The following is a 12,706-nucleotide window of genomic DNA, read 5'->3' as shown; positions in this document are numbered from 1 at the left end:
ACCGGCTTGCCGGCTCCTGCAACTCCGCTGTTCCCGTGGGACGGTGTTGCAGGCAAGATAAACGCCTGCAAGATCAGAACACAGGATGCTTACCGTGACCGAAGCTTTTATTGTCGTTCAAACCGCCGAGCAAGCCGTGGATCGGCTTGCTGCTTTGCATGAGCGGGCCACCACGGCCCTGAGCCAGGCGCTCAAGCGTTACCTCAAGGATCGGGTCGAACCGGATGCCGAGCAGCGTGCGCTGTTTCGCTACCCCGAACTGCGCTTGACCTACCACTGCCACGGTGAAGTCCCACAGACCACCCGGGCCTATGCCAAGGTGCAACTGCCGGGCACCTACAGCGTCACCGTCACTCATCCCGCGGCCTTCCGTAACTACCTGCTCGAACAACTGGTGCCTTTGATGCACGACTTTACCGTCACGGTTGAAGTGGGTGTCAGCGAGCAGAACATTCCCTATCCCTACGTGGTGGAGCAGGGCGACGAACTGGCCGGTTCCGGCGTGACCGCGGCGGCCCTGGCCCGGGTATTCCCCAGCACCGACCTGTCGGCTGCCACCGACGGTATCGCCGACGGCCTCTACGACTGGGAAAACACCCACCCACTGCCCCTGGCACTGTTCGATGCCGCGCGGGTGGATTTCTCCCTGCGGCGCCTAGTGCACTACACCGGTAGCGACTGGCGGCATGTGCAGCCGTGGATCCTGCTGACCAACTACCATCGCTATGTCGACCAGTTCATCGTCCATGGCCTGGAGCAACTGCGCAGCGACCCGCGTTTCGTGCGCATGGTCCTGCCGGGCAACGTAATCATCGACAAGGGCATGGACCACGGCGAGGCCTCGGCGATCGCTGCCGGTGTGGTCTGGCACCGTTACCAGATGCCGGCTTATCACCTGCAAGCCAGCGATGGCCACGGCGTGACCCTGGTGAATATCGGCGTCGGCCCGTCCAATGCCAAGAACATCACCGACCACCTGGCGGTACTGCGTCCTCACTGCTGGCTGATGATCGGCCACTGCGGCGGTCTGCGGCAGTCGCAGACGATCGGCGACTACGTACTGGCTCACGCCTATATGCGGCGTGACGGGATTCTGGACCGCGTGGTGCCGCCGAACATCCCGATCCCGGCCTTGGCCGAAGTCCAGCTGGCGCTGCAGCAGGCTGCGGCCAATGTCACCGGGGAAAAGGGCGAGCAGTTGAAGAAGCGCCTGCGGACCGGCACCGTGCTGACCTACGACGATCGGAACTGGGAGCTGCGCTGGGCCGAGGAACGTCCATTCATCAATCTGTCCCGGGCAGTGGCGGTGGATATGGAAAGTGGCACCATCGCTGCCCAGGGTTATCGCCTGCGGGTGCCTTACGGCACCTTGCTGTGTGTTTCGGACAAGCCCCTGCATAGCGAGATCAAGTTGCCCGGTGCGGCCAACGCCTTCTATGAGCGGGCGGTCAGCCAGCACTTGAAGATTGGTATCGAAGCCGTGGACCTGATGCGCAGCGAGCTCAACTCCCTGCACTCGCGCAAACTGCGCAGCTTCGACGAGCCGCCTTTCCGCTAGGTGTTTAATCCGTGGTCATTTGGCGATCAGGCCACTAGCATTGTCGGTCCTGATCGCTGAATGTCCCCGCTGCCATGTCCCGTGCACCTCGTCCCGCTTCCCGTCGCCCAGGCGCCAAGCCGTTTTCTCCTTCTTCCAGCAAGCGCGTGCCCAAGGCGCCGCCGGCCGAGCCGAAACTGATCCTGTTCAACAAGCCTTTCGATGTCCTGACCCAGTTCAGTGATGGCGAAGGCCGGGCGACGCTCAAGGACTTCATTGCGGTTCCCGGCGTCTATCCGGCCGGGCGCCTGGATCGCGACAGCGAAGGGCTGCTGCTGTTGACCAATGACGGGCAATTGCAGGCGCGGATTGCTGATCCCAAGCACAAGCTGGCCAAGACTTACTGGGTGCAGGTCGAAGGCGAGCCCAGTGCCGAGCAGTTGCAACGGCTGCGTGACGGTGTCGAACTCAACGATGGCATGACCCTGCCAGCCCAAGCCCGGCAATTGGAGGAGCCTCAACTGTGGCCGCGCAACCCGCCGGTGCGCTTTCGCAAGAGCGTGCCCACCAGTTGGCTGGAACTGGTGATTCGTGAAGGGCGTAACCGTCAGGTACGCCGCATGACGGCGGCGGTGGGCCTGCCGACCTTGCGGCTGGTAAGGGTCAGGATTGGCGACTGGACCCTGGATGGCCTGGATCAGGGACAGTGGAAGGAAGTCGCGGCGCGCTTATAAGGCTCCGGATTCGATCAGGCCGATCACCACGCTCTTGATGATGAAGGCGGCCACGCCCAGGCCCAGCACGAAGAACAGGATAAAGGAGCCGAAGCGCCCGGCCTTGGACTTCTTGGCCAGGTCCCAGACGATGAAACCCATGAATATGATCAGGATGCTGACCAGACCGGTCATCATCCACTCTTCGAATACGGCTGGGTCCATCGATCATCTCCAGTGCAGGCAGGGTAAAAATGCCGGGCGAGTATACGCCAAGGCTCGCCGGCCTCGCATTGATCTGCATGCGTTATGTCGCCACAGCGTCCGGCCGGACTGGCTGCAGGAGCTGGCTTGCCAGCGATGCGCCCGCATACCTGCACTCGCCAGCCGGCTCCGACAGCTGGCCAGTCAATTGCGCAGGTGGGTCAGGGGCAGCTCGGTGCTGTTGAGTACCTGGTTGAGCACGAAGCTGGAACGTACGCTGGTGACGCCGTCGATACGAGTCAGGTGACCGAGCAGGAGTTTCTGGTAGTGGTCCATGTCCGGCACCACGACCTTGAGCTGGTAGTCGGCATCGACCCCGGTCACCAGGCTGCATTCCAGTACCTGGGGCAGGCTGCGGATTGCCGCTTCGAAATTCTCGAAGCGTTCGGGGGTGTGCCGGTCCATGCCGATCAGTACGTAGGCGGTGAGGCTCAGGCCGAGCATCTTGCGGTCCAGCAAGGCGACCTGGCGGGAAATGTAGCCGTCGTCCTCCAACTGCTTGACCCGGCGCGAACACGGCGAGGGCGACAGGCCGATGCGCTCGGCCAGTTCCTGGTTGGAGATGCGGGCGTCGCGCTGCAATTCCGCCAAAATACTCAGGTCATAGCGGTCGAGTTTGCTCATCAATCAGGCCTTTCTCATAAGTATTGCGTTGAATTATCTATCTAGGGTTAAAAATTGCGCAAGAGGTGTTTTTGCAAGCAATCTTCGCAATCCGCTGTCGTCGGCCCAGGCCTATTCTTATCACCAGAATCACTGCCCGGACCTAGAGTCCACTGCGGCCCGCCGAATCAGGCCTGCCGCGGCCGCCAATCCCACAGGGTTGAGCCGGCCCCCGGGCTACACCCTGTCCAGAAGACGGAGTGAGGTGAGCCGGCGTCAAAAGCGTCGAGCACGGACAAAATCTCAAAGGGCGGCCGACGGGCCGCCCTTTTTTATTGCCTGCGAAATAAGTCTCGTGACTGATAATCTCTAGCAGAACCGCCCTGGGCTTTATCAGTCTTATCTACAGGCCCCAATCCGCAGTGAGGAATAGCATGAAGTCGCGCATCTGGCGTTTGGCAGGTGTTGGTGTGTTGTGCGTGAGCGTCAGCGCGCAAGTGCTCGCCGATGAGCGAGACGAAAGACGACCGCCACAGCAGGGAGGCCCTTCCGGCGAGCAGCATGAGCGTGCCGCGCAAGGTCGAGGGGAAGGCCATCAGGGCCGTCCGGAGAACCCGCCGGAACGCGCGCAACCTGCGCAGCCTGCCCCGCAGCAGCGTCCGCAGAATGAAATCATTCGTGGCGAGAACAGCCGTCAGTTCGAACACAATGGACAGAACCCTGGCGGGCAATGGCAGAACCGTCCCCAGCATGATCCCAATCAGCAAAGTCGGCCTGCGCCACCACAGCCGCAGCCAGCGCCCAGCCTGCCGATCCAGGGGCGGCCCGATACCGTGCGCCAGACCCAGGAGCCCCAGCGTGGCTACTACCAGGACATTCCCCGGCGCAACGACTACAACCCGCACTTGCAGGCCGGTGGACCGGGTTCGCGCCCGGACTATGGTCGTCCCAATGATCATCGCTGGCCGGGACGTCCCGATGGGCATGGCAACGGTTGGGGGCCAGGGCCGCAGTACCGCCCGGGCTACGTGATCGACCGTTTCCCCGAGCGCAATTACCGGGTGCCGTACCGCGGCCAGGACTACTTCTTCTCGGGTGGCTACTGGTATCGCCCGCAGGGTTCCCGCTATGTGGTGGTGCATCCACCCTATGGCATCCGAGTGGGGTACCTGCCCGATTACGCGCGGGAAATCTGGATCGGCGGCGCGCTGTTGTTTCTCGCCGCCGGGGCCTACTACAGCTACGAAGCGGACACCCAGCAGTATGTCGTGGTCGAACCGCCCGTGGGCGTGCCACCGCCGGATCAGCCGCAGGCTGGCAATGGCTATGACGTTCTGGCTTACCCGGTCAACGGCCAGTCGCCGCAGCAGATCGATCAGGATCGCTACGACTGCTATCGCTGGGCAGTGCAGCAGAGCGGGTTCGATCCGGCCGGCGCAACCTATCAGCCCGCTCCGGAAGTGGTGCAGGCCTACCGTCAGGCCCAGGGCAACTGCCTGAGCTCGCGGGGGTATCAGGTCACTTACTGAGCCCTGGCGGCCTCGACCACCTCCTGCGGATCGGCGTGTACCAGCACTTCAGCCCGTGGATAGGCCTGGTGGATCGCCTCGGCGGCCTGATCGCTGATGGCGTGGGCCACCGACAGGCTCAGGTCGCCAGGCAGTTCCAGGTGCAGTTGGACGAACCAGTGGCTGCCGGAAATCCGCGTGCGCAAGTCATGGGCACCCAGCACGCCGGGCACACCGCAGGCCAGCTCCAGCATGTGCTGGCTGACATCGGCGGGCAGCTCCTCATCCATCAGCACCGAGAAGCTTTCCCGGGCGATCTGGATCGCGCTCCAGAGAATGTAGACGGCGATCCCCAGGCCGAACCAGGCATCCACCTGATGCCAGCCGAAGGCCGCCAGTACCAGGGCCAGGAGGATGCTGCCATTGAGCAGCAGGTCGGAGCGGTAGTGCAGGGAATCGGCCCGAACCGCGTTGGAGCCGGTTTCACGGATCACCCGATGCTGCAGGATCAGCAGCGCCACGGTCAGCACCAGTGAGAGCCCGATCACCCCGATGCTCAGCCAGGGCGCGCCTACCGGTTCCGGGTGTTGCAGGCGCTCGAACGCCTGAAAGGCAATCAGTACCGCACTGCCGGCGATGAACAGCGCCTGGGCCATGCCCGCCAGCGACTCGGCCTTGCCGTGGCCGTAGCGATGATCGTCATCGGCCGGGCGCAGGGCGTAATGCACCGCCAGCAGGTTGAGCAGCGAGGTGAAGCCGTCGAGCACCGAGTCGGTCAGACCCGCCAGCATGCTCACCGAGCCGCTAAGCCACCAGGCGATCGCCTTGGTCACAATCAGGATGCCTGCGACGGTGACCGAGGCGCGGGTGGCCAGGCGCAGTAGGCGAGCGTGTTGCGGGTTGCCAATCATCGACGGCGGGTTCCTTGGGTCGGGTGGTCAGGCGGCGGGCTGGAGGCCATACAGGGCCAGTTGCTGCACGCTGCCCTTGTGCTGGATCAGGCGCGGGTCATCCAGGGGGAAGTGGCCCCCCAGTTCGCTTTCCAGAATGGCCTGCAGTTTACGGTTGTCGACTTTACCGTCGGCGCCAATGGCCTGCTGGAGTTTTTCCGGGGCGATCTGCGCGGTCTTGCCGGGCTCGAGGTAGATCGCCCCGGTGGCGAAGTCGACGCCAAAGGCGATCAGTCCCGGGATCACATAGAACAGCAGGCCCACGGCATCCAGTACCACGACCACCGGATCGATCTTGCCGTCGATCTGGCCGCGCCGATCAGGAAAGAAGATCGAACCGCAGGCAGTAAGTTGGGTCAGCAGGGTGGTCACCAGAACGCCGCCAATGACACGGTGGGGAATACGCATGGAAATCTCCTAGCAAGCACGAAAGCAAAGAAGGATGAAGCGGGGTGTTGAGTCTCGTCGATCAGCACTCAGACCATGATTAACCCCAGGCAGTTCGCCGTTATACTCGCGCCTCTGTTTGGGAGCCAGCATGAATTCTTTGCCAATTGATGAAGTTTTGCCTGCACTGCGCGAGGCCCTGGCGGCGCGCCATGAAGCGGTGCTGGAAGCCCCGCCCGGGGCCGGCAAGACCACCCGTGTGCCCCTGGCGCTCCTGGATCAGGACTGGCTGGCAGGACAGACCATCCTCATGCTCGAACCCCGGCGCCTGGCGGCCCGGGCCGCCGCCGAGCGCCTGGCCAGCGAGCTAGGGGAAAAGGTCGGGGAAACCGTGGGCTACCGCATCCGCCTGGACAGCAAGGTCGGCCCGCGCACCCGTATCGAAGTGGTCACCGAAGGCATTCTCACCCGTCGCCTGCAGGACGACCCGGCCCTGGAAGGGGTGGGGTTGCTGATCTTCGACGAATTTCACGAGCGCAGCCTGGACGCCGATCTGGCCCTGGCCCTGAGTCTCAATGGTCGCGAGCTGTTCCGTGACCAGCAGCCGCTGAAGATCCTGTTGATGTCGGCGACCCTGGAGGGCGAGCGGCTGTCCGCGCTGCTGGGCGATGCGCCGATCCTGCGCAGTGAAGGGCGCATGTTCCCGGTGACCCAGCGCTGGGGCCGGCCATTCCAGCCCGGCGAGTTCATCGAGCCGCGAGTGGTGCAGACGATCCTGGAAGCCCTCAATGATGAAAGCGGCAGCCTGCTGGTGTTTCTCCCCGGGCAGGCGGAGATCCGCCGGGTCCATCTGCAACTGGCCGAAGCCCTGGGACCACGCGCCGATATCCTGCTGTGCCCCTTGCACGGCGAGTTGGACCTGGCGGCCCAGCGCGCCGCCATCGACCCGGCACCGGCGGGCCAGCGCAAAGTGGTGCTGGCCACCAACATTGCCGAAACCAGCCTGACCATCAACGGTGTACGGGTGGTGGTGGACGCGGGGCTGGCCCGGGTCCCGCGCTTCGATCCCGGCAGCGGCATGACCCGCCTCGACACCCAGCGCATCTCGCGCGCCAGCGCCACCCAGCGCGCCGGCCGCGCGGGGCGCCTGGAACCCGGCGTGTGTTATCGCTTGTGGTCCGCCGATCAACAGGAACAACTGGCCGCCTATGCCAGTGCGGAGATTCTCCAGGCCGACCTGGCCGGCCTGGCCCTGCAACTGGCGCGCTGGGGCGTGGCGCCGACCCAGCTGGCTTGGCTGGATGCACCGCCCAGCGCCGCTTATGCACAGGCCCAAGACCTGTTGCAGCGCCTGGGAGCGCTCAACGACGATGGCACGCTGACTCGCCACGGCCAGGCCATGGCCGAGCTGCCGGCCCACCCGCGCATTGCCCACTTGCTGTTGCGTGGCCAGTCCCTGGGGCTGGCGCAGATGGCTTGTGATGTCGCGGCGCTGTTGGGTGAACGGGATATTCTGCGGGGGGGCGGGGCCGATCTGCACAGTCGCCTGGTGCTGCTTTCCGGAGAGGAACGGGCGGCCCGCGGTGCTCAGGGCGGCGTACAACGAGCCCGGCAACTGTCGCGCCAATACCGCGGCTACCTGCGTGGGCAGGCAGAGTCCGCCGTCAGCGATCCAGAGCATCCGCGCTGGCTCGGCGCCCTGCTGGCCCTGGCCTATCCCGACCGCGTGGCCCAGCAGCGGCGCCCCGGTGGCGCCGAGTATCGTCTGGCCAATGGTCGCGCGGCGCTGTTCAGCGAAACCGACAACTTGATGAAACAGCCCTGGCTGGTGATTGCCGATTTGGGCAGTCGTCAGGGCCAGCGTGAAGAACGTATCTACCTGGCGGCGGATTTCGATCCGGCGCTGTTCGATAGCGTGCTGGCGGAGCAGGTACGGACGGTCGACCAACTGGACTGGGATGAGCGCGAAGGCGTGCTGCGCGCCGAGCGCCAGCGCAAGGTCGGTGAACTGGTCCTGAGCCGCGAACCGTTGACCGGTCTGGACGAGTCAGCCCGGAGCCAGGCTCTGGTCAATCTGGTGCGGCGCAAGGGCCTGGAATTGCTGCCCTGGACCCCGGAGTTGCGCCAGTGGCAGGCTCGGGTGAGCTTGTTGCGGCAACTGGATCTGGCGGACAAGGGCGAGAGCCAATGGCCGGATGTCAGCGATGGCGCCTTGCTCGAAGGTCTGGAGCAATGGCTTCAGCCCTACCTGGGCAAGGTGTCGCGCCTCAGTCATTTTGCCAATCTGGAGCTGGCCAGCATCGTTCATAACCTGCTGCCCTGGCCGCTGCCCCAGCGCCTGGACGAACTCGCGCCGCACCATCTGACGGTGCCTTCGGGGTCTTCGATCCGCCTGGACTACAGCGAGCAGCCGCCGATTCTGGCCGTGCGCCTGCAGGAGCTGTTCGGTCTGTCGGACACCCCGCGGATTGCCGGTGGGCGCCAGGTGGTCAAGTTGCACCTGTTGTCGCCGGCGCGGCGTCCGGTGCAGGTCACCCAGGACCTGGCCAACTTCTGGCGCAGCACCTATGCCGAGGTCAAGAAGGATCTCAAGGGGCGTTATCCCAAGCACTACTGGCCGGATGACCCGTTGATCGCCGAGGCGACAGCCCGGGTCAAACCGCGCAAATAGAGAGCGGGCGCGGCTTACTGGGCCGGTAACAGAAAGCGGGCCAGCACCGGCAAGTGATCGGAGATGCGCAGGGTATCGTCCTGACGCACCCTAGATTCGACTCGCTTCAGGCGCGGGCTGTAGAACAGGTAGTCGACCGTACGATCCGGGCCATCGAGGTTCGGGTCGTTGGGGTAGTGGGTCAGCCACCGCGCACGGTCGACGCCGCTGGCCTGGGTGTTGCTGGGGATCATCGGGTACTTGTCCCACAGCAGGTGCAGCGGGCTGTCGATCTGGTACGGCGCGCGCTGTGACTCGCTCAGGCGTTGGTACTGGCCCAGGGGCAGCAGGTTGAAGTCGCCGCCAATCAGCCAGGGCGTGCCGCGGCTTTCCAGCTTGTCCAGCACCTTGGCAATGGCCGTCACTTGCCTCTGGTGTGTGTCGTCGACTCGCTGTGCACGTTCCAGGTGGGTATTGAGCACCACCAGTTGGCCGCCGTCGCTCAGGGGCAGGTAGCTCAGGAGCAGGGCGTCCTTGGGCTGGAATTGCCGGCTGATGAGCGGCTGTGGGGCAACCGGCAGTTGCAGGCGTTCGGCGTGTTCGATGCGGTAGCGGCTGAGGGTCGCCAGTTGCCGGCCGACGCTGCCAAAAATGTGCAGGGAGGGCACGAAATCGGCCTTCCAGTCGTAAGCCTGGGTGCTGCAGGGATAGAGATCGGTGACCCGCTCCTGCAGCAGCTTGAGCTGATCCTGGTAGGCGCTGGCCTTGGCGCCGTTGTCCACTTCCTGCAGCAGTACCAGGTCCGGCTGTTCGTCGCGGATCACCCGGGCCACCTCGTCGAGGCTGAAGGCCATGTCTTCCAGGGTTGGGCGTTCATCCTCGCCCCGGGCCTGATCGTTCCAGAACACGTAGCGCTTGCCGGCCAGGTATTGCAGGTTCCAGGTCATCACCTTGAGCGCCTGGCCCGGCACCAGCGGAGCGGCCTGGGCGCTGCAACTGACCGCGAGGGTTTCCTTAGGCAGAGGGCGCCAGGTCAGGCTGTAGATCAGGCTGGCCAGCACCAGGCCGATCAGTAGCAGGCTCAACAGGGTGATGCGCAGTAGACGGGTCATCGGCTCGGCTTATGGCGTTGCAGGATGGGCCGGAGCATAACCGAGTGCACGGCCGTCACCCAAGAGCCAGAGCTGCCGCAAGCTGGATCAGCGGTTGTCCGCTTGCTCGTTGATGAGCATGAACAGGCGGAACAGCACCACACTGGTGAACAGCTGCAGGAAGCTGTAGGCGCTGTCGAGTACCAGGGTCAGGATCGGGTTGTGCGGTTCGGGATAGGCGGCCTCGCTCGCCCCCTTGAGCAGCCACAACGGCACCATGACCGCCAGGATGCACAACAGGATGCGCAGGAAGTGCCCGCGGCTCAGGCGCAGGCTTTCCTTGATCGCCGCCAGGGGCGCCAGGCCCTTGAGCACCAGCAGGTACTCGGCGAAGGCCAGCACCACCATCAGCCACAGCCCCGGCAGGAAATACAGCGACAGCCCGAGCAGAATCAACAGCGTGCTGACCGCGGTCAGCAAGGCGAAGCGCGGCCACAGGCTCAGGGCCATGGCCCACAGGTCGCGATTGCGCGGCGACTGCCCCCGGGTGCGGGCATCGAGAAACAGGATCAGCGCGCCGGTGTACAAGGGATACAGCAACAGGCCCACCACCACGCTGGAGCCAGGGAAGGCATTCTCGCCCAGGGCGCTGCTCACGCCCTGTTGCAACAGCGCCTCGAGAATCACCAGAGGCAGGCACAGCTGGGCGATGCGGCCGAGATTACGCTGGAAGAAATAGAAAGAATCGCGCAGAACATCTAACGGAGTCATTGAAGGGGATCGCAGTTGACCAAGCGGTTTGACACTTTAACCGATGCAGGCCCCCCGGGAGCAAACGTAAACCTTGGGTAAAGACCATTGAAAGTCGTCGTCCCAGCCCCATAACTGGTGCGTACCGCAGCTCTGTCCGAGTTGCGGACCAGATTTCTACCGGCAATCTAAAGAGGTCGCCATGAACAACCAAGAGCAAACCCTGATCGATGGACTGTTTTCACGGTTGCAGCAAGCCGAAACGGATTCAGCCCCGCGCGATGCCCAGGCCGAGGCGCGGATCAAGGAGCATCTGACCCGCCAACCTGGGGCCGGGTATTTCATGACCCAGGCGATTCTGGTGCAGGAGGCCGCCCTCAAGAGCCTCAACGAGCAGAACCAGCAACTGACCCAGCAAATCCAGCAATTGCAGGCCGAGCTGCAACAGGCCCGGGCCCAGGCCAGCGCTCCGGCCCCGGCGGCCAGCGGTGGTTTCCTGTCGAGCATCTTCGGTGGTTCCCGTGAGCCTCAACCGGCGCCCGTGCAGAACGCTGCGCCGCCTTCGTCCGGTGGTGGCTGGCGTGAACCGGCGCGCTCTTCCTCTGGCACACCGCCACAACAGAACTTTGGCGCGCCACCGCCCAATTACGCGGCCCCGCAGCAGAACTATGCGCCGCAGCAGGCTCCGGCGGCAGGCAGCAGTTTCCTCGGTGGTGCCCTGAAAACCGCCGCTGGCGTCGCGGGCGGGGTGATGCTGGCACAAGGCATCAGCAGCCTGTTCCACAGCAATCAGCAACCCCAGGAAATCGTCGAAGTCATCAAGGAAGAACCGGCGCCGGCCAGCGACAACAGCGGCTGGGGCAATGACGATCAGCGTCTGGCCAACAATGATTCCTGGGGCGGCAACGACCAGGGCGGCTTCAGCAACGCCGACTACGACAACGACGACAGTTCGTTCTTCTCCGACGACGATTCCTTCGTCTGACCCTCCGTCGGTCCGGGACAGGCATCTGCCCCGGACCGATTATTCGCGGAACATTCCTTGTGACTGGCATACTGGGCGACTTTTTTCGGGTCTTGAGCCCCGTTCCAGCCCCCGCGCTGCTGCGCCATGAGGATTAGCGGTGAAAAAAATCGCTGTGTTCGCCGATGTCCAGAACCTCTACTACACCGTTCGCCAGGCTTATGGTTGTCACTTCAACTACGCGGCGCTGTGGGCGGATATCAGCAAGCAGGGGCAGATCGTCGAAGCCTATGCCTATGCCATCGATCGTGGTGACAGCAAGCAGCAGCAGTTCCAGCAGATCCTGCGCAACCTGGGCTTCACGGTAAAACTCAAACCCTACATTCAACGCAGTGACGGCTCGGCCAAGGGCGACTGGGACGTGGGCATCACCATCGACATCATGGACGCCGCCGCTCAGGTCGACGAAGTGGTGCTGGCCTCCGGCGACGGCGACTTCGACCTGCTGCTCGAACGCATCATCCACAAGCACGGGGTCAGCGCCGTGGCTTACGGCGTGCCGGGTCTGACCGCCAATTCGCTGATTCGCGCCGCCACGCGCTATGTGCCGATCGAAGGCGCTTTGCTGCTCAAGAGCTGATCATTTTTCATACGGAGCCGCACAGGTTTGGAACGTATTGCCGTCATCGACTTTGAAACCACCGGGATCTCCCCGAGCAGCAGTTGCCGGGCCACGGAAATCGCCGTGGTGATCCTTGAGCAGGGGCGCATCGTCGAGCGTTACCAGAGCCTGATGAACGCCGGGGTGCGGGTGCCGGGCTTCATCGAACAGCTGACCGGCATCAGCAACGCCATGTTGCGCAGCGCGCCGTCGGCGGAGCAGGTGATGAACGAGGTCAACGAGTTCGTCGGCACCACGCCGTTGCTGGCCCACAACGCGGCGTTCGACCAGAAGTTCTGGGATTTCGAACTGGGGCGGATCAAGCGCACCCGTTTGCAGAATTTTGCCTGTTCGCTGTTGCTGGCCCGGCGCCTGATGCCGGCAGCCCCCAACCACAAGCTGGGCACCCTGACCCAGTACGCCGGCCTGCCCCACACCGGTCAGGCACACCGGGCCATGGCCGACGCGGAAATGGCCGCCAACCTGGTCGCGCATCTGACGGGCGAGCTGCGTCACACCCATGGCGTGCGTGAGCTGTCCCACGACTTTCTCTGCAAGTTGCAGAAGATCCCGGCGGCCAAGGTTCCCGAGCACCTCAAGCGTCAGCGCGGGGGCTGAGCCCAGGCGC

13 protein-coding genes are annotated in these 12,706 nt (G+C 64.0%); 7 read left to right on the top strand and 6 right to left on the bottom strand.

The features are described from left to right. Nucleotides 1-85 precede the first annotated feature (85 nt). Together amn and DNK59_RS27110 are read left to right on the top strand one after the other, a co-directional pair. The gene (gene amn, locus DNK59_RS27115) at nt 86-1,558 is read left to right on the top strand and encodes an AMP nucleosidase (protein WP_161799194.1); all 1,473 of its coding nucleotides are present in this window, start codon (nt 86-88) and stop codon (nt 1,556-1,558) included. Nucleotides 1,559-1,704: 146 nt separating this feature from the next. After that, nucleotides 1,705-2,271 carry a pseudouridine synthase gene (locus DNK59_RS27110; protein WP_167365683.1) on the top strand — a complete coding sequence of 189 codons (567 nt, stop codon included), beginning with the start codon at nt 1,705-1,707 and terminating at the stop codon, nt 2,269-2,271. On the opposite strand, the gene DNK59_RS27105 is transcribed toward DNK59_RS27110, so the two are convergent. Together DNK59_RS27105 and DNK59_RS27100 are read right to left on the bottom strand one after the other, a co-directional pair. Further along, nucleotides 2,266-2,475, bottom strand: coding sequence for a DUF2788 domain-containing protein (locus tag DNK59_RS27105; protein WP_003228500.1), 210 nt, complete (start codon nt 2,473-2,475; stop codon nt 2,266-2,268). The two genes, DNK59_RS27110 and DNK59_RS27105, sit on opposite strands and share 6 nt — an antisense overlap. Before the next feature lie 183 nt (nt 2,476-2,658). Then, on the bottom strand, nt 2,659-3,138 hold the full coding sequence (locus DNK59_RS27100; RefSeq protein ID WP_016963825.1) for an Lrp/AsnC family transcriptional regulator: 480 nt from the start codon (nt 3,136-3,138) through the stop codon (nt 2,659-2,661). 413 nt (nt 3,139-3,551) lie between these two features. Here DNK59_RS27100 and DNK59_RS27095 point away from each other — a divergent pair, with 413 nt between their 5' ends. Beyond that, nucleotides 3,552-4,646 (top strand): DUF6515 family protein, encoded by a 1,095-nt coding sequence (locus DNK59_RS27095; RefSeq protein ID WP_110725200.1) that lies wholly within the window; start codon nt 3,552-3,554, stop codon nt 4,644-4,646. On the opposite strand, the gene DNK59_RS27090 is transcribed toward DNK59_RS27095, so the two are convergent. Together DNK59_RS27090 and DNK59_RS27085 are read right to left on the bottom strand one after the other, a co-directional pair. Next, nucleotides 4,640-5,536 (bottom strand): cation diffusion facilitator family transporter, encoded by an 897-nt coding sequence (locus DNK59_RS27090; RefSeq protein ID WP_110725199.1) that lies wholly within the window; start codon nt 5,534-5,536, stop codon nt 4,640-4,642. The genes DNK59_RS27095 and DNK59_RS27090 overlap by 7 nt on opposite strands. A gap of 27 nt (nt 5,537-5,563) precedes the next feature. After that, nucleotides 5,564-5,983, bottom strand: coding sequence for a polyribonucleotide nucleotidyltransferase (locus DNK59_RS27085; RefSeq protein WP_092309719.1), 420 nt, complete (start codon nt 5,981-5,983; stop codon nt 5,564-5,566). Between the two features lie 130 nt (nt 5,984-6,113). On the opposite strand from DNK59_RS27085, the gene hrpB reads away from it, so the two are divergent. Then, a complete protein-coding gene (hrpB, locus tag DNK59_RS27080) occupies nt 6,114-8,633 on the top strand; it encodes an ATP-dependent helicase HrpB (protein WP_110725198.1) in 2,520 nt (839 codons plus the stop codon). Between the two features lie 14 nt (nt 8,634-8,647). Here hrpB and DNK59_RS27075 read toward each other — a convergent pair whose 3' ends face one another. Next, entirely contained in the window at nt 8,648-9,724 is a 1,077-nt protein-coding gene (locus tag DNK59_RS27075; protein ID WP_110725197.1) for an endonuclease/exonuclease/phosphatase family protein, read from the bottom strand. Between the two features lie 87 nt (nt 9,725-9,811). Beyond that, the gene (locus DNK59_RS27070; protein WP_092309726.1) at nt 9,812-10,474 is read right to left on the bottom strand and encodes a YciC family protein; all 663 of its coding nucleotides are present in this window, start codon (nt 10,472-10,474) and stop codon (nt 9,812-9,814) included. Nucleotides 10,475-10,655: 181 nt separating this feature from the next. On the opposite strand from DNK59_RS27070, the gene DNK59_RS27065 reads away from it, so the two are divergent. The 3 genes from DNK59_RS27065 (at nt 10,656) to DNK59_RS27055 (ending at nt 12,696) form a co-directional block, all read left to right on the top strand. Beyond that, nucleotides 10,656-11,438 carry a DUF2076 domain-containing protein gene (locus tag DNK59_RS27065; RefSeq protein WP_092309728.1) on the top strand — a complete coding sequence of 261 codons (783 nt, stop codon included), beginning with the start codon at nt 10,656-10,658 and terminating at the stop codon, nt 11,436-11,438. Between the two features lie 139 nt (nt 11,439-11,577). Next, the gene (locus DNK59_RS27060; protein ID WP_060841231.1) at nt 11,578-12,057 is read left to right on the top strand and encodes an NYN domain-containing protein; all 480 of its coding nucleotides are present in this window, start codon (nt 11,578-11,580) and stop codon (nt 12,055-12,057) included. 27 nt (nt 12,058-12,084) lie between these two features. Continuing rightward, on the top strand, nt 12,085-12,696 hold the full coding sequence (locus DNK59_RS27055; protein ID WP_092309731.1) for a PolC-type DNA polymerase III: 612 nt from the start codon (nt 12,085-12,087) through the stop codon (nt 12,694-12,696). Nucleotides 12,697-12,706 lie beyond the last annotated feature (10 nt).

The organism is Pseudomonas sp. TKO26, assembly GCF_003225665.1.
Taxonomy (GTDB): domain Bacteria; phylum Pseudomonadota; class Gammaproteobacteria; order Pseudomonadales; family Pseudomonadaceae; genus Aquipseudomonas; species Aquipseudomonas saponiphila.
Note: the sequence above shows the minus strand (reverse complement) of the source record. Positions and strands in the feature narration are given on the sequence as shown.

Bases quoted from the DNA above. Each gene is read 5' to 3' on its own strand.
- amn (WP_161799194.1), top strand. From the start codon at position 86: ATGCTTACCGTGACCGAAGCTTTTATTGTCGTTCAAACCGCCGAGCAA.
- DNK59_RS27090 (WP_110725199.1), bottom strand. From the start codon at position 5,536: ATGATTGGCAACCCGCAACACGCTCGCCTACTGCGCCTGGCCACCCGC.
- DNK59_RS27075 (WP_110725197.1), bottom strand. From the start codon at position 9,724: ATGACCCGTCTACTGCGCATCACCCTGTTGAGCCTGCTACTGATCGGC.
- DNK59_RS27100 (WP_016963825.1), bottom strand. From the start codon at position 3,138: ATGAGCAAACTCGACCGCTATGACCTGAGTATTTTGGCGGAATTGCAG.
- DNK59_RS27095 (WP_110725200.1), top strand. From the start codon at position 3,552: ATGAAGTCGCGCATCTGGCGTTTGGCAGGTGTTGGTGTGTTGTGCGTG.
- DNK59_RS27070 (WP_092309726.1), bottom strand. From the start codon at position 10,474: ATGACTCCGTTAGATGTTCTGCGCGATTCTTTCTATTTCTTCCAGCGT.
- hrpB (WP_110725198.1), top strand. From the start codon at position 6,114: ATGAATTCTTTGCCAATTGATGAAGTTTTGCCTGCACTGCGCGAGGCC.
- DNK59_RS27085 (WP_092309719.1), bottom strand. From the start codon at position 5,983: ATGCGTATTCCCCACCGTGTCATTGGCGGCGTTCTGGTGACCACCCTG.
- DNK59_RS27105 (WP_003228500.1), bottom strand. From the start codon at position 2,475: ATGGACCCAGCCGTATTCGAAGAGTGGATGATGACCGGTCTGGTCAGC.
- DNK59_RS27065 (WP_092309728.1), top strand. From the start codon at position 10,656: ATGAACAACCAAGAGCAAACCCTGATCGATGGACTGTTTTCACGGTTG.